General features: G+C 45.3%; 13 protein-coding genes. 4 read left to right on the forward strand and 9 right to left on the reverse strand.

The window, feature by feature from the left end; all coding sequences use genetic code 11:
- Positions 1–155 precede the first annotated feature (155 nt).
- Both JMA39_RS04570 and JMA39_RS04575 read left to right on the forward strand, forming a co-directional pair.
- Complete coding sequence (locus JMA39_RS04570) at positions 156–764, forward strand: TatD family nuclease-associated radical SAM protein (RefSeq protein ID WP_202720639.1); 609 nt, start codon at positions 156–158, stop codon at positions 762–764.
- A gap of 149 nt (positions 765–913) precedes the next feature.
- Positions 914–3133, forward strand: coding sequence for a PAS domain-containing protein (locus JMA39_RS04575; RefSeq protein ID WP_202720640.1), 2220 nt, complete (start codon positions 914–916; stop codon positions 3131–3133).
- A 28-nt stretch (positions 3134–3161) separates the two neighbouring features.
- Here the strand turns inward: JMA39_RS04575 and JMA39_RS04580 are convergent, their stop codons facing one another.
- From JMA39_RS04580 to tkt, 8 genes are all read right to left on the reverse strand, one after another.
- Complete coding sequence (locus tag JMA39_RS04580) at positions 3162–4613, reverse strand: hypothetical protein (protein WP_202720641.1); 1452 nt, start codon at positions 4611–4613, stop codon at positions 3162–3164.
- A 313-nt stretch (positions 4614–4926) separates the two neighbouring features.
- Positions 4927–5439 (reverse strand): hypothetical protein, encoded by a 513-nt coding sequence (locus JMA39_RS04585; protein ID WP_202720642.1) that lies wholly within the window; start codon positions 5437–5439, stop codon positions 4927–4929.
- A 4-nt stretch (positions 5440–5443) separates the two neighbouring features.
- Entirely contained in the window at positions 5444–6181 is a 738-nt protein-coding gene (locus JMA39_RS04590; protein WP_202720643.1) for a winged helix-turn-helix domain-containing protein, read from the reverse strand.
- Positions 6182–6511: 330 nt separating this feature from the next.
- A complete protein-coding gene (locus tag JMA39_RS04595; RefSeq protein WP_202720644.1) occupies positions 6512–7252 on the reverse strand; it encodes a DUF481 domain-containing protein in 741 nt (246 codons plus the stop codon).
- A gap of 203 nt (positions 7253–7455) precedes the next feature.
- The gene (gene fba, locus JMA39_RS04600; protein WP_202720645.1) at positions 7456–8520 is read right to left on the reverse strand and encodes a class II fructose-bisphosphate aldolase; all 1065 of its coding nucleotides are present in this window, start codon (positions 8518–8520) and stop codon (positions 7456–7458) included.
- Positions 8521–8820: 300 nt separating this feature from the next.
- Positions 8821–9996 (reverse strand): phosphoglycerate kinase, encoded by a 1176-nt coding sequence (locus tag JMA39_RS04605; RefSeq protein WP_202720646.1) that lies wholly within the window; start codon positions 9994–9996, stop codon positions 8821–8823.
- Positions 9997–10281: 285 nt separating this feature from the next.
- Positions 10282–11301 carry an erythrose-4-phosphate dehydrogenase gene (epd, locus tag JMA39_RS04610; RefSeq protein WP_202720647.1) on the reverse strand — a complete coding sequence of 340 codons (1020 nt, stop codon included), beginning with the start codon at positions 11299–11301 and terminating at the stop codon, positions 10282–10284.
- Positions 11302–11518: 217 nt separating this feature from the next.
- The gene (gene tkt, locus JMA39_RS04615) at positions 11519–13510 is read right to left on the reverse strand and encodes a transketolase (RefSeq protein ID WP_202720648.1); all 1992 of its coding nucleotides are present in this window, start codon (positions 13508–13510) and stop codon (positions 11519–11521) included.
- Positions 13511–14025: 515 nt separating this feature from the next.
- Between tkt and metK the strand changes: the two genes are divergently transcribed.
- Together metK and JMA39_RS04625 are read left to right on the forward strand one after the other, a co-directional pair.
- Positions 14026–15180 (forward strand): methionine adenosyltransferase, encoded by a 1155-nt coding sequence (metK, locus tag JMA39_RS04620; RefSeq protein ID WP_202720649.1) that lies wholly within the window; start codon positions 14026–14028, stop codon positions 15178–15180.
- A gap of 379 nt (positions 15181–15559) precedes the next feature.
- The gene (locus JMA39_RS04625) at positions 15560–16030 is read left to right on the forward strand and encodes a GNAT family N-acetyltransferase (protein ID WP_202720650.1); all 471 of its coding nucleotides are present in this window, start codon (positions 15560–15562) and stop codon (positions 16028–16030) included.
- Positions 16031–16968: 938 nt separating this feature from the next.
- Here the strand turns inward: JMA39_RS04625 and JMA39_RS04630 are convergent.
- A complete protein-coding gene (locus tag JMA39_RS04630; RefSeq protein ID WP_202720651.1) occupies positions 16969–17664 on the reverse strand; it encodes a VC0807 family protein in 696 nt (231 codons plus the stop codon).
- Between the last annotated feature and the right edge of the window lie 15 nt (positions 17665–17679).

Genomic DNA, 17679 nt, shown 5'->3' on the forward strand with positions numbered 1-17679 from the left:
GAAATCGAAAAGGTGAGTTAACAAAGGGAGGCAAAATGCCTCCCTTTTTAATGCATCTTTGATAGCTGCAACGGTATTAGAATCCGATCCAGCAAGCAGATTTCAATCAAGTTAACCGTTATGCTTGGCGGTCTTATTTTCAACAAGATGCTCTCATGACCGATAATCAGCCAACACTCGTTTACGATATCCGCGATAGTCGCTACCTAAATATTACTGGTCGCTGCACCTTAAGATGTCAATTCTGCCCCAAACATAATGGCAGTAAACAGGTGCACCAATATCAACTGGATCTGAGTCGCCAACCTAAGGCCGACGAGCTAATTGCACAATTGGGTGAAGTATCAGAATTTGATGAATATGTATTCTGCGGTTATGGCGAGCCAACTCTCAATTTGACCACTCTACTTGAGGTGGCTAAAGAGATTAAACTGCGTGGCGGTACGGTCAGGGTCAATACCGATGGACTTGGCAACCTGTTCCATAGACGCAATATCTTGCCAGAACTAGCCACTTGCGTTGATAGTCTATCAATTTCACTCAACGCCAATACCGAAGGCCTATATCAACTGCATTGCCGGCCAAAATTGGCTGGTGCCTACCCTGCTTTACTCGAGTTTATTCAACTCGCCCCTCAGTACATAGATGATGTGCAAATATCAGCAATCAATGGCTTAGAGGGAGTCGATATTAATGCCTGCCGCGAAATAGTCGAAACCGCTGGCGCAACCTTTAAGCAACGAGAGCTCGATATCGTCGGCTAATCTCCCTAAGGACTCTAAACTCATTCTCAGCTTTAATAATGAACACCATCTCACTGCAAGATCTTGTTATTAAAAGGCCAACAAACAATTGTGAGGGAGTTAATTCGTGTTAATATGACGCGCATAATAACGGCAATAAAAATCAACCGATGCTGACGCGCAAATTACCTTTACTTATCAATGCCCAAGGGATCCATTGGTCTCAACAGCGCATTTTAGCGGCCGTGAGCCAGATCTGTATGCTGCTCGTGACTGTGATTATCCTGACTAACATCATTATCACCTTAGGTGAAAGGCGCTTGCAGGAAGATTGGGCCACCCAGCGCTATAGTGAGCTTCAAGCCGTTGGTGCCATGATCTCTGATAAAGTCTCTTTTCAGCAGTTTAGAACCCAGATGTTTGCCAAGTCTGAACTACTAAAACATTACCTCACCCTGCCCAGCCCAGAAAACCAAGACAAGCTGCTTGATAACTGGGATATTCTGGTCGATAACATTCCAGAGCTTCTCGGTATTGCCCTCTACGACCCTCAAGGTCAGTACAAGTTTGCCACCAGCAACGATTTTGGTCAGGATAGTCTTCCGCACGCATTACTTGGTCCCAAGAGGAATATGGGTGGCAATGAGATCTATACCTCACCACTCGAGTTTACCCCAATTAACGGTCAACTCGAGCCCTATATGTATCAGTTTGCTTGGCTAGAAAACCCTAATCAGAGTATTCGTGGCTACATTGTCACCTATAACTCAATGTCGAAAATGCTTACGAGCATAAAGCCTGCTTACTCTAGCAAGCAAGCACCGCTTATGATGTTAGATACCCAAGGTTTGCTCTATGCTGGAGCACAATCAGAGCCAAGTATTAGCCGCTTGCCTGAGACCATGGGCGGCAGTTTGAAGCAATCCTACCCAGCGTTATGGCGCAAGATGGCAATGAGCAACTTCGGCCAATTCCACGGTGATGCCGCGAGCTTCGTATATCTCAAGGTTGAATTAACGACCCAATATGAAACCCGTCGCGAATACTTCTTAGTGTCTTACATCAAGAATGAAGATATCGCAGCCAAGTTTGCTCAATGGCGTAATATTCTCATCGGCGGCGCCATCTTACTGACATTATTAGCCAGTTTAGTGATCTTCTTAGCTCACCTGTATCGCTTAGTGCAGCGCTCTCGAGAGTTCAGTATCGGCATGACCAATCGCTTATTTGATAGTGACGTTGGCTGTATCATTGCGAACGAGAGCGGACGTGTACTCATCGCAAACCCGGCCGCATCAAAGTTACTAGCCCTGGCTATCGAAGATCTCTCTGATCGCAGCTTACAACGTATTCTGAATTTAGATGATGATCAGTACAGTGAGTTCTTACATAAGATGGACACTGAGCAGCAGTGGTATAGCGAACTTAATACTGAGACGACGCCCTACACTTGGCTAAAAATCCGCGTACGTATCGAAGTAAGCATAGATAAAAAACGTCACTACATGCTGGTCACCTTTGAAGATATTAGCGAGTTAAAACAGAGCCAGAAGGAGGCGATGTTAAACTACTTACTCAACAATGGCCCCATGGCGTGTGTATTGACCGATGCTAAGGGCCTCGTGGTTAAGTCAAATGACGCCTTCGATTCGTTACTGCAGATTGAAGATAGCGAAGCACTAAACGTTAACCACCTATTGAGTGAAGACTTCAGTAGCCATTGGCCGCAAATCGCTCAACAGTTAATCATCCAAGGAACTTGGAAAGGTCAAGTATTTGCTGAGGTTGGCCATATAAAAGATAGCTACTTACAAGCAACACTCAAAGGCTATTTGGACGCTGCAGGAGAGCTTGAGTACATTCTTTGCTCTTTTGAACACGCAAGACTCAAACCCACCAATAAAGACAGCGGCACTTTAGTGCCACACAGAAGCACCATCTTCAACCACAAAGATGACTTGGTAAGGTATTTCAATAACCTCTCTCAACAAAGCAAAGATTTCTCTAGCTTGCTTATGATAGATATCAGCGCCGAGGGTATGTTGAGTCATATGAGTGACATTGGCCAACTTGAATCTCGCCAAAAAGAGGTGGAGGTGCATCTGCTGCGGGATCTGCCCCATCGCTATCAAATGTCCCACTGGCAGTTAGGAAAGCTAATTGTAGTGCTACCAGATACTGACTCAGATCAGGCGCATTACTTTGCTATAGATACGCTCAATAAGCTCAATGATAATGGCCTAGGAGAAGGTATTTTTATCGGTATCGCCTCCTATCAAACGGGGCAAGATTTGGAGCAGTTTATCGCCAATGCCGAAGTCGCACTTAAGCGGGCGAAGCATACCGGAGAGCAACATATCTGCCAAGCTTACACGCGGCAGATAACCTAAGCTCTAATCCCCTAAAAATATCAAGCCCTCACTCAGAAAGAGGGCTTGTTGCTTTTAGCTCCTCTTTAACTTTTAGCTCCTCTTTAAAAGGCGCCTCTTCCATGCCCGCAATACCGGAAGGCAGGTCACTTTCGGTGATCTCAATAATTGCTGAGCGGTTCATGGTGATCTTGTAGCGCGCATACTGTGAGGCTTGCTTCCCCTCTCGCAGGGCCACAATCAAGTTTACCTGATAGCGACGTTCGACCGACTCATTACTGATTTTGCCGTCTTGCTCTTTATAAATCTTGGCCTTACCGCGCTCTAAGTTACGTGCAAAAGGCACAAAACTGAAGTTAACCTGCTCTTGGATCCGAGAGTATCCCGCTAGGAAGTCCTTTTGGGAAACGCGAGTATGAATGCCATAGTGAAAAATCTCAGCATCAATTTTATTCTGGCTATGGCGCTTAGTAAGGATCTTAGAAACCGCATCTGGCAGCTCACTTTTTCGCATGAACTCAAGCCAGACTAACTGACGTGCGACGGTGTTTTTACTAGTGGTATCGCTTAATATTCGACTCCAACGGGGCCGGCCACGCTGAATAATACGCCACATCGCATTACGAATATCGTCTTTAAAGATCTCACGAAAACCGTAAATCACCGCAAGGGTCAGCACTAAAGCAATTGTCAGGCCGCTGAAAAAGCCCTGAGCCTTAATAATCAGCGCTGAAACCACCAGCATCACCATACCGGTTGCAATCCCCGTGGTCATCTTCTTAAGGCCTACACCTAAGGTTTTTAGCTCCTCTTTGAGTACCACCCCCTGCTGGATTAAGCGGCGCAGAAGCAACATCTTGTTGGCAATACGGTTAGGGTCTTTGATAGTTTGCGTCGAGTTGTAGTTATGTTCTTCTCTATATTGTGCTTCAGCACGGCACAGAGCGACCACCTTATCGGTAATGTCGGTGAAATCACTGCTTCTTGGCGCATGAGCCAGTAGCTTGAGCAGACGCTGTTCACATAACCAAGAGAGGTAGTTATCAGCATTTTCAAAGTAAGATTTCCACTTCTCGTCACTTGGCTCATTACGTCTAAATCGCTTCAGCAGGCTCACCACCTGCTCACTCAGTTCATCGAGAGAGCCGTAAAAGATCTCAAGATCTTCAACCTGAGCCAACTCTTTACTGTCGGTCTCAATCGCTACCGAAAACTGGTAGGCAAACAGGTTCAAGTAGAGCCTGAACTCATCAACGGTGCGCTTTTTCTGGCTCACAAAACGGCTTTGAACGAGCGGGAGGTGTAGACCTGATGAGTAATATGAGCGGCGGCCAGTAATCGAGGAGTGATAATACTCCTCCTCATTAAGGCTCTGTGGATTAATACCCATCTCTTTAGGAAGAAAAAAATACAGATCGAGGCGACGGCTATCACCGAGCTCCATCTGATGGATAAACTTAATCGAAAGTGACTCTTCCTGTTTTATCTTTACTTTAGACACGTATACCTTTTTAAATGTACGAGAAAACCATAGCGACAGAGAATAAGACTAACTCACTTTTATGTGACTTTTTGGAGTCGCAGCTATCTTAGGACAATAATATATTTTATAGGTCTACGGATCGACTGCGAGAAGCCTGTAGGGCATATCTATACGTTGCAATTGGAGTTAGTCGTTCGAACTTATCATTGCTTGTGATGAGATTTCGACTCAAAATCATCGATAGACCCTTTCTAGTCTAACCTATATTTTATGAGTTGTAGCTAGCACTTTTGGCAATGCTAATGAAAGGAGCAATGAAGACAGGCTACTTCTAATTAATTTTACAAGCCCATAAACCGTTGCCTGGCTGGACCTGCACCGTGACGACTTCAGCAGCTTTGTTCATTTCAAGTACCTTAACTAAAAACTTCTCACTCTTGGCATCACCTAACACCTGCTCAGCTAGCTTAACGGCATCTTGCTGTAACTGATCACTTTCCGCCTGCCATAATCTTAAGTATTGGCCGTTTGCTAAACTCACTTCATAAGTCAGAATAGAGTCCTTAAGTTGCTTAACCGTTCCTGCAGCCATTAGCTTGTGAGTTAGCTTACCCTCTTTAAAAAAGTTCAGAGCCACCTCGACGCCGTGACCGGTATTTTTCAGTATCAATTGCTGACTCCCTTTGTCTCCTTCTCCGACACGGTATATGTCTGAGTCGCAGCTGAGTGTAGAGTTCATATCAGGATCAACGGTATGTTCGAGGAATACACACAGACCACAAATAAAAGTGAGCGTCGCTAATACAGGTGTAGACTTAAAGCCTGAAAATGTATTCTTGTTCATCAACTTATTCACAAGCCCCAGCCTCTTTAAGCCAAGCTAAGTCCATAAAATTCCAATTATCTTTCACGTTAGTGACTTTTAAGTTCCTACATGCCTTGCCATCATCTGCAAGGTTATTCATTACAAACTGTAAGACGTCACCGTCACTCGAAGGAGCAATATAAATCCGTTGCCACTTTACCTTGTCGCATTTCCCCAGTTTTTGAGCGAACTCTTTAACTCGGCTGTGATAGTTTTTCCTGTCTTCATCGGAGGCATAAATGGGAACGAGGATCGACTCACTGCCTGTAATCTTAATCCTATCGGGCACAGATAATCGAATATCTGAAGTCGTTGTAAGATTCATTACCAAAAAGATGACCAAGAAGATCCCAAGAATAAGGCACAACAAATAATTCTTAAGTGAAACCGAATGTAATGCTCGGTCCAATATAGGCCTATCTTTGCCATTGATATGCAGCAGGTACCCCTGCTTAGCAATAACCTCTATCCATGATGCGTGTTCAACACCGAGAAAGCGCTTAATATTTTGTACCGCTGTCGCGATATCTTGGTGGGTCACAACCTGAGGCAAAAGCGTATCACACATTGATTCAGTAGATACGACCTTACCTCTGCATGCTAGCAGCTGATCGAGTACCAAAAATTCAATATTAGATAATTTAAACGCAGAAGCTTTTTCAGGGCCAATATGAATCAACTCCCTTAAATCTACGTCAAACCGGTATGGACCTATATACACGTTAACAACTCTGACTTAATTACTGACAAATAGTTTACTGGCATTCGCACTGAGAGTCCGTGATAAAATCGCATGAAACAGGCAATGGATTTAGCTTTCGTGAGGTCTAGCACAATAATTCTGCTATCTTTTAACCAACAGTCGATACACTTGGATACACAAATACAGAATAGGTTAATACCTAAGCAGGGGGGAATATTCAAACGCCTAAAACAACACCAATAAAAAAACAAAAAGGCACCCATTGGATGCCTTTTGCTGACGATTCTTTACAATTTGAGGGGAATGTAATCGATTTAAAAAGGCCATATAAGCCTTTTGTCAACAGATTTAAAAAGCGTATAACAGAGTCATGTTTGTCTCTGTATCTGTGCTTTTCTTGTCGTCAAGTGGCTGATCATTATAACGCACAATCACTGCAAACTTCATTGCTAGCGCGCCTACAATATTAGCTGTAATAGCCGACTCAGAACGGCCTTCTAAACTGTCGCCATAATCGGCAACAAATAGTTGAGTAAACTTAGACGTTTTACTGAATTCATAGGTGAAGTTAACCGCGCCATGGGCTACAACACTATCTTCGTTATCATAACCTAGCAGTGCTGTTTGCTCATCATCCAGCTTTTTATAGATATAACCTGGACCAATCTCAGCACTTAAAAACATATTACTGTTATCGATAAACTTATGACCATAACCGGCAGAAGCGACAGCCTTGTAGTCATAACCAGTAAACGGATCTACTTCGTAGTTGCCAGTAATAAACATGTAGTTCTTTTCATCGAACTTGTAATCACCTTGAATGCCACCGTAGTAACGTTTCGCCGTGACCTCACCCGTATCTTCTTTATACAAGCCTTCGAATAAGTATTGGTTTTCCCAATTACCCAGCTCTTGTAGCATATTCAAGCGGCCCTTCACTGAAGACGTTTCTGTGTTACCCGTTGTTAGTGTTGCACCAAGCTCGGCCTCACCAGCGAAAGTCTTATCACCTTCAACAAAATCAGCGCCCGCATGCGCAGCAAAAGGAGCAGCCATTACCACCGCCATAGCTGTAAGCATTTTTTTCATATTATTAGTACTCCGTTCACTCTATTCCCTAAAAATCGGCGCAATATTAACATTTCGTTCTAATAATTGAAAACATCTGATACAAGTAACTTATATTTATAGGGATATTCAGCATTTATGCGCTAGGATTTCAGGCAAAAAAATACCTGCACGTTGGCAGGTATTTTTAGCACAGCCCTTAATAGGGCTGCATAAGATCTGGCTTATTTGATCTGTGGGTCAAGCTCACCAGACTGGTAAGCCTTGTACATAGCTTGTAGTGACTTAGGCTTAATCTTAGAACCCATACCCGCACAACCGAAGGCTTCGTAACGAGTTGTACAGATATCTGCCATCGCTTCCATTGATGCCTTCAGGAATTTACGTGGGTCAAATTCAGCTGGGTTTTCAGCAAGGAATTTACGTACTGCGCCAGTTGATGCTAAACGTAGGTCAGTATCGATGTTCACTTTACGCACACCGTGCTTAATACCTTCAACGATCTCTTCTAGTGGCACACCGTAAGTTTCTGGAATCGCACCACCATATTGGTTGATGATCTCTAGCCACTCTTGCGGTACAGAAGATGAACCGTGCATAACAAGGTGAGTGTTAGGAATACGCGCGTGGATCTCTTTGATACGATCGATACGTAGTACATCACCGGTAGGCTTACGGCTAAACTTATATGCACCGTGGCTAGTACCGATAGCGATTGCTAGGGCATCTACGTGAGTGTCAGCAACAAAGCGTGCCGCTTCTTCTGGAGTCGTTAGTAGTTGATCGTGGCTCAAAATACCTTCAGCGCCAACACCGTCTTCTTCACCAGCCATACCTGTTTCTAGGCTACCAAGACAGCCGATTTCACCTTCAACAGACACACCACAAGCGTGAGCAAAGGCAACGGTACGACGAGTCACGTCTACGTTGTATTCGTATGATGCAGGCGTCTTACCGTCAGCCATCAAAGAACCGTCCATCATCACTGATGACATACCTAACTGGATAGAACGCTGACAAATATCAGGATCGGTACCATGGTCTTGGTGAATACAAACTGGAATATCTGGATACTGCTCAAGTGCAGCGGCCATTAGATATTTAAGGAACTGTGGACGTGCATACTTACGTGCACCAGCTGAAGCCTGAACGATTACAGGGCTATCAGTTGCTTCAGCAGCCTGCATAATAGCGCGCATCTGCTCTAAGTTATTCACGTTAAACGCAGGAACGCCATATCCGTGCTCTGCTGCGTGATCTAACATTTGACGTAGGGAAATTAAGGCCATTTTTTACTCCAATAATAGGGTGAGTCGCCTCACCAAGGTCACTATCGTTTGGATGGATTTTTATGCTCTAACGTTTCCAGTTCTAAGCTGGCTAACACTAAAGCGGTTACTTTTGATTATTTTCTTATTGTTATAAACAGTTTTTATGCACTGTATTTATCGGTTGTTTTCACAACTTAGATAACGCTTTATCTTGCCAGCGATATCACAAAATTATTGGCGGCTAGTGTAACCGTAGCCAACTACGATTTAAAGGCCGCCAACATACAGTTTGGTAATTTTTTGGTAACTGCTTATCGATTACTGTCCGCGGCTTTCAAGCATTGCCACAGCTGGAAGTTCTTTGCCCTCTAAAAACTCAAGGAAAGCGCCGCCGCCCGTAGAGATATAAGAGACTTTGTCAGCGATGTCATACTTGTCGACAGCCGCTAATGTGTCACCGCCACCAGCAATAGAGAAGGCATTTGACTCGGCAATCGCCTGAGCAATACGCTTAGTGCCTTCACCAAACTGATCAAACTCGAATACACCTACAGGGCCGTTCCAAACAACGGTACCGGCATTTTTGATGATCTCAGCCAGTGCTTCGGCACTGTCTGGACCGATATCGAAAATCATATCGCTATCAGAAACATCGCTAACATCTTTTAATGTTGCAGCAGCTGTTGGGCTGAACTCGCCTGCAACAACCACGTCAGTTGGTACAGGGATATCGCCGCCACGGCTCTGTGCGTTAGCAACAAGGCGCTGAGCTTCTTCAATTAAATCGGCTTCATAGAGTGACTTACCCACTTTGTGGCCAGCAGCTGCAATGAAAGTATTGGCAATACCGCCACCAACAACAAGTTGGTCAACTTTAGTTGAAAGGCTTTCAAGTACAGTCAGTTTTGTTGATACCTTTGAGCCACCAACAATGGCGACCATTGGACGTGCAGGGTTATCAAGCGCCTTACCTAAAGCCTCAAGTTCACCCGCTAACAATGGGCCGGCACAGGCGATAGGCGCGTGAAGACCAACGCCGTGGGTCGATGCTTGGGCGCGGTGCGCCGTACCAAATGCATCCATCACGTAGACATCACAAAGCGCAGCCATCTTCTTAGATAGCGCTTCGTCGTTCTTCTTCTCGCCAACATTAAAGCGGACGTTTTCGAAAACAACGACTTCACCCACAGCCACTTCGATACCATCAAGGTAGTCAGCAGCAAGACGTACTGGGCAATCGAGTGCCTTTATTAGGTAATCAACAACAGGCTGCATAGAAAACTCAGCGTTGAACTCACCTTCAGTTGGACGACCCAAGTGAGACATCACCATTACCGCAGCACCTTTTTCAAGGGCGAGCTTGATGGTCGGTAGAGAGGCACGCAGACGTGCATCGCTTGTGACTACACCATCGCTTACAGGTACGTTCAGATCTTCACGAATAAGCACGCGCTTACCTTGAAGGTCCAAATCTTTCATATTAAGAATCGCCATTTTCATGCTTCCTTACTATCTAAGTTAAAATTAAAGTTAAATAAAATTGTGTTACTAAATCTCGGGGACACAACACCCAAGTCCTAGGCTCAGGTCTGCACAGCAAAGCCACTGCAAACCTACTTTTAGATTCTTTCGTTTTCCGACTTTATCGTCTTAGCTTTTTCCGTCTCAGCCCTTTTCGGCTTTTAACCGGCTTTATTCGTCTTTGCTTGTACCGGCTCAGCTTTCTTCGGCTTTTAACCTGCTTTTATCGTCTTAGCTTTTCCTAGAACCTGCTTTCCCCTAGGACCTTTCTTTAGCCTTGATCATCTCTAAACTGGTATCGAGCATGCGGTTAGCAAAGCCCCACTCGTTATCACACCAGAGCAGTAGCTTAACTAAGTGACCATCGCTGACGCGGGTCTGGGTGCCATCGACAATGCTTGAGCGTGGGTCATGGTTAAAATCACAGGATACCAACGGCTCGTTAGTAAAGCCCACCACCCCAGAAAACGAGCCTTCACTGGCTTGTTTCAGTACTCGGTTAACGGTTTCAATATCGACGCGCTTACTGAGCGTAACGGAGAGGTCGATAGCGGTAACGTTGATAGTCGGTACCCGTACAGAGATCGCTTCAAACTTGTCTTTCATCTGCGGCAGAATTCGCTCAATACCACGTGCAAGCTTGGTATCAACAGGAATTATAGACTGCCCAGCGGCGCGGGTACGGCGTAGATCATCATGATAGGCGTCAATCACCTGCTGATCGTTCATCGCAGAATGGATAGTGGTAATTGCACCACTTTTAACATCGAAGTGTCTATGGAGCACATCGATTACCGGTACGATACAGTTGGTAGTGCAGGAGGCATTAGACACAACGGTATGTTCGGCCTTAAGTAAATCTTGGTTCACACCATATACGATGGTGGCATCGACATCACTTGATGATGGATGACTGATCAATACTTGCTTGGCACCCGCCTTGATATGAGCTTCACAATCTGCTCTATCGTGGAGTACCCCTGTGGCCTCAAAGACGATATCAATATCCATCTCTTTCCAAGGCAGGTTTTCTGGGTTGGGCTCATGTAGTAGCTTGATAGCATCATCGCCAATAACCATATGCTGGTTATCAAGCTTAACTTGGGTGTGGAATCGACCGTGGGTGGTGTCGTACTGAGTCAAATGAAGCATGGCTTCTGGTTTTGCCAACTCGTTTATCGCCACAATCTGAATACGGTCGCGTTTTGCAGACTCATACAATGCACGAAGAATTGAACGACCAATGCGGCCGTAGCCATTAATAGCGACTCTGATCATGTAAGCTTTCTATTCCCTTTAATAGCCTATTTATTGATACGACAACGGCCTACCTCACTAGGTAAGCCGTTGTATCATAAATGCTTAAAGTAAAAAATACTTAAACAGTTATTCTGTATCTTAGCGCAATTTTTCGATGCAATGGTCATATTTCCCCTAGAGCTAGAGCAAGGCCTAAGCCCAACCATTGCATCATTTGCCTTAATACAGCTGCTGGTTATAGTCCGTTAACGGTTGCTACAACGTTTTCAACAGTAAAGCCGAAGTACTTCATCAAGTCGCCGCCTGGAGCTGACTCACCGAAAGTAGTCATGCCCACAACTGCGCCGCCGAAACCAACATACTTGTGCCAGAAATCAACGTGAGCCGCTTCAATCGCAACACGCTTAGTCACAGAGCTTGGCAATACAGACTCTTTATAAGCTGCATCTTGCTTGTCGAACTCGTTAGTCGATGGCATAGATACCACGCGAACCTTTTGACCTTGCTCAGTTAATGCTGCAGCAGAATCAAGAGCTAATTGCACTTCAGAGCCAGTAGCGATAAGGATTAGATCTGGCGTACCAGCGCAATCACTTAGTACATAACCACCTTTAGCGACGTTAGCTAACTGCTCTGCAGTACGTGCTTGAGCTGGTAGGTTCTGACGGCTGAAGATTAATGATGTTGGCGCATTACGACGCTCAATTGCATTCTTCCAAGAAACCGCGGTTTCAGCCGCATCACATGGACGCCATACGTTCATGTTTGGTGTCATACGTAGGTTAGCAAGTTGCTCAACTGGCTGGTGAGTTGGGCCGTCTTCACCTTGACCGATAGAGTCGTGGGTGTAAACGAAGATGTTTTGGATACCCATCAATGCAGACATACGTACTGCGTTACGAGCGTATTCCATGAACATCATGAATGTCGCGCCGTAGTTGATGAAACCACCGTGTAGAGAAGCACCATTCATGATACCGCTCATACCGAATTCACGTACACCGTAGAAAATGTAGTTACCAGCTGGATCGTCTTGAATACCCTTCGAGCCTGACCAAAGCGTTAGGTTAGAACCGGCTAGATCTGCTGATCCACCTAGCATTTCAGGTAGGATGGCACCAAATGCAGCAATCGCATTTTGAGATGCTTTACGGCTCGCAATACCTTCAGCTTTATCTTGACACTCTTGAATGAAAGCTTGTGCTTTCTCTTCAAACTCAGCAGGTAGTTCACCTGTGATAACACGACGCTTATACTCAGCAGCAAGCTCTGGGAATGCAGCTTCATAAGCGGCGAACTTTTCGTTCCAGCTTGTCTCACGCGCAGCGCCAACTTCTTTCGCATCCCAACCCGCATAAACGTTTTCAGGGATTTCGAATGCACCATGGTTCCAACCAAGGAATTCACGTGCAGCAGCGATCTCTTCATCACCTAGTGGCGCGCCGTGACAGTCATGGCTACCAGACTTGTTTGGAGAACCAAAACCAATTGTTGTTTTACAGCAGATCATTGTTGGCTTGTCAGTTACTGACTTAGCTTCTTCGATTGCCGCACGAATAGCGTCGCTATCGTGACCGTCTACGTTAGCAATCACGTGCCAGCCGTAAGATTCGAAGCGCTTAGGCGTATCGTCGGTGAACCAGCCTTCTACGTGACCGTCGATAGAGATACCGTTGTCATCCCAGAATGCGATTAGCTTACCAAGACCCAAAGTGCCCGCTAGAGAACAAGCTTCGTGAGAGATACCTTCCATCAAACAGCCATCGCCTAGGAAGCAGTATGTGAAGTGGTCAACGATATCGTGACCTGGCTGGTTGAACTGTGCAGCTAATGTCTTTTCAGCGATAGCCATACCGACAGCATTACTGATACCAGCACCTAACGGACCCGTAGTGGTTTCAACACCTGGTGTGTAACCGTATTCTGGGTGACCTGGTGTTTTAGAGTGAAGCTGGCGGAAGTTTTTCAGCTCTTCCATTGGCAATGCGTAACCTGTTAGGTGTAGCAAAGAGTAGATAAGCATAGAGCCGTGGCCGTTAGAAAGGATGAAGCGGTCACGATCAACCCATTCAGGGTTGTTTGGGTTGTGCTTTAGAAAATCGTTCCATAGCACTTCAGCAATATCAGCCATCCCCATTGGTGCACCTGGGTGACCAGAATTGGCTTTTTGAACAGCATCCATGGTCAATGCGCGGATTGCGTTTGCGAGTTCTTTACGAGATGACATGCTCTCTCCTGCTTCGTTTTGAGGTATTGAGGCTTAGATAAAGACAAGGGCCGCAAATTTGTATTTGCTTTTCCCTTCCCTACAGCAAATTTTGGAGCCATATTTTCGCCTACTAGGCAGTAGGACGCAAATTTAATTCGCCCAGAATGAAAAATATTAGCTCTTTTTGCGCACTTGAATAGAGGTTGAGCAACCTAAGCTCATCAAATGGCTGTTTTTATCAGCTAAAGACTATTTTTTCAGCGCCCGCGTGTTGCCTAGCGTTGTCTAATTGGTAAATTTAGATCATCTCATACTGAGAACAACCTCGATAAAACCCATGAAATTCTCTTAGTTAACAAATAGCTAATCTAAATCACAACAGACGCTTGTCGTGCATTGACTAAATAAATAGCGCGAGTGACTGCACAAAATTTAGTGAAAGGGGTGTCATCGGCTCAGATTTACACTAGAATAGCCGTCTAGATGTAGATACTTCTACACATTCAAATTGAATAAAGACGAGATTTTCCATCATGGCAAAGCACTTGTTCACCTCTGAGTCGGTCTCAGAAGGTCATCCAGATAAAATCGCCGATCAGATTTCTGATGCGGTACTAGACGCAATTTTGGAGCAAGATCCAAAAGCTCGTGTAGCATGCGAAACTTATGTCAAAACTGGCATGGTTATGGTTGGCGGCGAAGTTACTACTTCTGCTTGGGTTGATATCGAAGAGATCACCCGTAAGACTGTACGTGATATCGGCTACACTCACTCAGACATGGGTTTTGATGCTGATTCTTGTGCAATCCTAAACGTTATTGGTAAACAGTCTCCAGACATCAACCAAGGTGTTGACCGTGCTGACCCTAAAGAGCAAGGCGCTGGTGACCAAGGTCTAATGTTTGGTTATGCCAACAACGAAACCGACGTACTGATGCCTGCACCGATCACTTACTCGCACAAGCTAGTTAAGCGTCAGTCTGAAGTTCGTAAAGACAAGACACTACCTTGGTTACGTCCAGATGCGAAAAGTCAGGTAACTTTTGCTTATAACCCAGATGGCAGCATTGCTGGTATCGACGCAGTTGTACTTTCAACTCAGCATTGTGACAGCGTAAGCCAGTCTGATCTGATTGAAGGTGTAATGGAAACCATCATCAAGCCAGTATTACCGGCTAAGTGGTTATCTAAAGACACTAAGTACTTCATCAACCCAACTGGCCGTTTTGTTATCGGTGGCCCAGTAGGTGACTGTGGTCTAACGGGTCGTAAGATCATCGTTGACACATACGGTGGTATGGCTCGTCACGGTGGTGGTGCTTTCTCTGGTAAAGACCCATCAAAAGTTGACCGTAGTGCAGCATACGCGGCACGTTACGTAGCTAAGAACATCGTTGCAGCAGGTCTAGCTGACCGTTGTGAGATCCAAGTTTCTTACGCGATTGGTGTTGCAGAGCCAACTTCAATCAGCATCGAAACATTTGGCACGGCTAAAGTGGGCGAAGAGCTATTGATCGACCTAGTACGTCGTCACTTCGACCTACGCCCATACGGTCTAACAGAGATGTTAAACCTAGCTCGTCCAATCTACCAAGCGACTGCAGCATACGGTCACTTCGGTCGTGAAGAGTTCCCATGGGAAGCGACTGACAAAGTTGACGCACTACGCGCTGACGCAGGTCTTTAATCGTCACCGATTAGTTCGGCGTTGTTTATGCAACGCCAATGAAAAACCGCCACTTGGCGGTTTTTTTATGTCTGGAACATTTATGGCGATTTGCCAAGGATGGCAAAAAATCGTCGTTATGCCAGGAACATTTATGACGATTTTCCAAGGATGACTTTTTCAAAATAGTAAATCACCGTTATGTCTGCAATTTGCAATATTAGTTTGTGCATCAGAGTGACACAATTACGCAAGACGCCATAAACTCATCCTTGAGGGCTTAACCACAGCATCCCTGCTGCGGATACTTGCTTCATTAATATCACTCTGATTACTATCAATGTACAAAGTAATATTCCCAGAGCGGCTCTCTACAGACTAAGAATGAGGTAGTTACAAAGTGCAATTAACTTGGTTAGCGCCTGATGATCGCATCGAGGTGAGGAAGTTCTATCGCCAGCATATGCCTTATGCACGCCTATTGCAGAAGGAGTCTATCTGTGTATTGACTCAAGCCGACTCTACTCCGGCTAATGACATTAAAGCCAATTCTAAGCAAATCATTTGTTCTGAAATAATTGCTAGTGCGCGTATTCGGCCTATTGGTCAGTTAGCTATTTTAACTGGCATGTTAGTGCATCCCGATTTTCGTGGCCAAGGTGTGGGGCATCAGTTGATGGATGCCTTGCAGTCTGTCATTGCAGACGGCAATACGTATATTTTTGCCTTGGCGCATTTAGAGGGGTTTTATGCACAACATGGGTTTTACGCTGTGTCATCAGCGCCCAATGATATTGAGCAGTTGTTTCTCAAGTATCAGGGGGATGGTGAAAGGTTGGTGTTAATGGGATTAACCCCATCTCCTCAGTGAACCTGTAGCTGTGCCGCCGCGGTAATACTGAGTTGCAACATTCAGCAACACGGGTTCCAATGACCTGCGGTCAGCGCATGTGCAGACACTGGTTAATTGGTGTACTTATTTAGGTCTAAGTCATTTGGTGTCTAACTTGGAAATGCCCCAAAGCTGGCTAGCCTTCGAATGAAGGCTCGATTACATTTTTCTCTAAGCAGTATCTACGGGAAAGTGTGTTCTGTGTTTTAGATTCATAGCTATCAATCGCCTCCAGCGGGGTATGTGCAGACACAGCTGAAGCACGCCTCAAGTACATCCCTGTAGGCTCAACGAAAACATCCATGTTTTCGACGGCTTCAGCCGTATCTACACCGGATAATTGGTGTTTATTGGGGACTACAGCAGTTTGATGTCTAACTTGGAAATGTCCAAAATGGGGTTAAGAGAACCTTATAGCTTTAGTCATAGACTGAAAAGCTAGTAGGTCATACTAGACTCACAGAAAACACTTATTCCCCATCGGAGTTGCCGAAGTGCGGAGATGAAAATGCCGTAGAACCATCATGGATGATGGTTCAGGCTCGGGGGGACATGGATGTCCCATCTGAGCCGTTAGGCAATTTTTATTGGAGCATGAGGGATCACAACTTCGTCTGGGGCGCAGAGGGTTCGCTAAGGGGGACAAGCGCTTTCCCCCTTGGCTCGGGTGCGGGCGAAGCGCCGCGACGTTAATTGTTAGACGAAGTCTAACTTAAAGTTCAGGCATCGCCTGATAAGTGACAAGGTCACGACCTTTTATCAAGCGCAGCTTGATTAGCACTCGGGTGCGGGCGAAGCGTCGCTACTTTAGTTGTTAGACGAAGTCTAACTTAGAAGTCAGCCGCAGCCTGATAGATTTATCAAACGCAGTTTGATTGCTTATCAAAAAGCGAACCGTCAGACGCAACCTGACAACCTTACTGATTGGCTAAAACCTCTTCCAATTTAAGCCCGGTTAAATCATGGATAGTGCGCCATAAATAATAAAAGGTACCCATCATCATCAACATAGAAGGCAAGGCTATCATGGGGTAACTGTATAAGCTCAATTGCCCTAACTGCTCATTAAACTCTGGCGTGCCAGTTGGGCTGGTAACAATCCATTTAGCCAATACGTAATTCATGACGGCAGAGAAGGCGAACGAGCCGGCAACCAAATAGGTGGCCTTCATTAATCGCTGTTCAAATGCCGCCACACAATTGTTCTGCTGCAGCCTGCCAGTGATTTTATCAACATCCATCACCGCTGGGTTAAATATGATGGCTTTAATTAATGGCTTAGAAGTAAAGGTCGACAGCACGACGGCAGTACCAATAATCGCTGGAATCGCGGCTTCTTTGATTGCCAACCACTTAAGATCAAGCTCCAGTAGACCAATCCCGCCGGTCAACAGCACATTGGCTAATCCAAGCAAGGCGATAAAGTTAAACTTCCTGTATTTTACCAGCTCAAATACGCCCCAGCCTAACGGAAAGCTTAACGCCAACATTAATCCACCGCTCGCCCCTAGCTGATCGTCACCACTTAGCTTCATTAGAATAAAAGCGGGTATGGCGATACTCACTAACAGGTCAACCATAGGCCGAGGTTTATGTGTCGATGTACTACTCATATGTTGTTTTCCAGG

It is taken from the genome of Shewanella schlegeliana, assembly GCF_016765635.1.
GTDB lineage: Bacteria > Pseudomonadota > Gammaproteobacteria > Enterobacterales > Shewanellaceae > Shewanella > Shewanella schlegeliana.

Bases quoted from the DNA above. Each gene is read 5' to 3' on its own strand.
- JMA39_RS04570 (WP_202720639.1), top strand. From the start codon at position 156: ATGACCGATAATCAGCCAACACTCGTTTACGATATCCGCGATAGTCGC.
- JMA39_RS04575 (WP_202720640.1), top strand. From the start codon at position 914: ATGCTGACGCGCAAATTACCTTTACTTATCAATGCCCAAGGGATCCAT.
- JMA39_RS04585 (WP_202720642.1), bottom strand. From the start codon at position 5,439: ATGAACAAGAATACATTTTCAGGCTTTAAGTCTACACCTGTATTAGCG.
- JMA39_RS04595 (WP_202720644.1), bottom strand. From the start codon at position 7,252: ATGAAAAAAATGCTTACAGCTATGGCGGTGGTAATGGCTGCTCCTTTT.
- fba (WP_202720645.1), bottom strand. From the start codon at position 8,520: ATGGCCTTAATTTCCCTACGTCAAATGTTAGATCACGCAGCAGAGCAC.
- JMA39_RS04605 (WP_202720646.1), bottom strand. From the start codon at position 9,996: ATGGCGATTCTTAATATGAAAGATTTGGACCTTCAAGGTAAGCGCGTG.
- epd (WP_202720647.1), bottom strand. From the start codon at position 11,301: ATGATCAGAGTCGCTATTAATGGCTACGGCCGCATTGGTCGTTCAATT.
- tkt (WP_202720648.1), bottom strand. From the start codon at position 13,510: ATGTCATCTCGTAAAGAACTCGCAAACGCAATCCGCGCATTGACCATG.
- metK (WP_202720649.1), top strand. From the start codon at position 14,026: ATGGCAAAGCACTTGTTCACCTCTGAGTCGGTCTCAGAAGGTCATCCA.
- JMA39_RS04630 (WP_202720651.1), bottom strand. From the start codon at position 17,664: ATGAGTAGTACATCGACACATAAACCTCGGCCTATGGTTGACCTGTTA.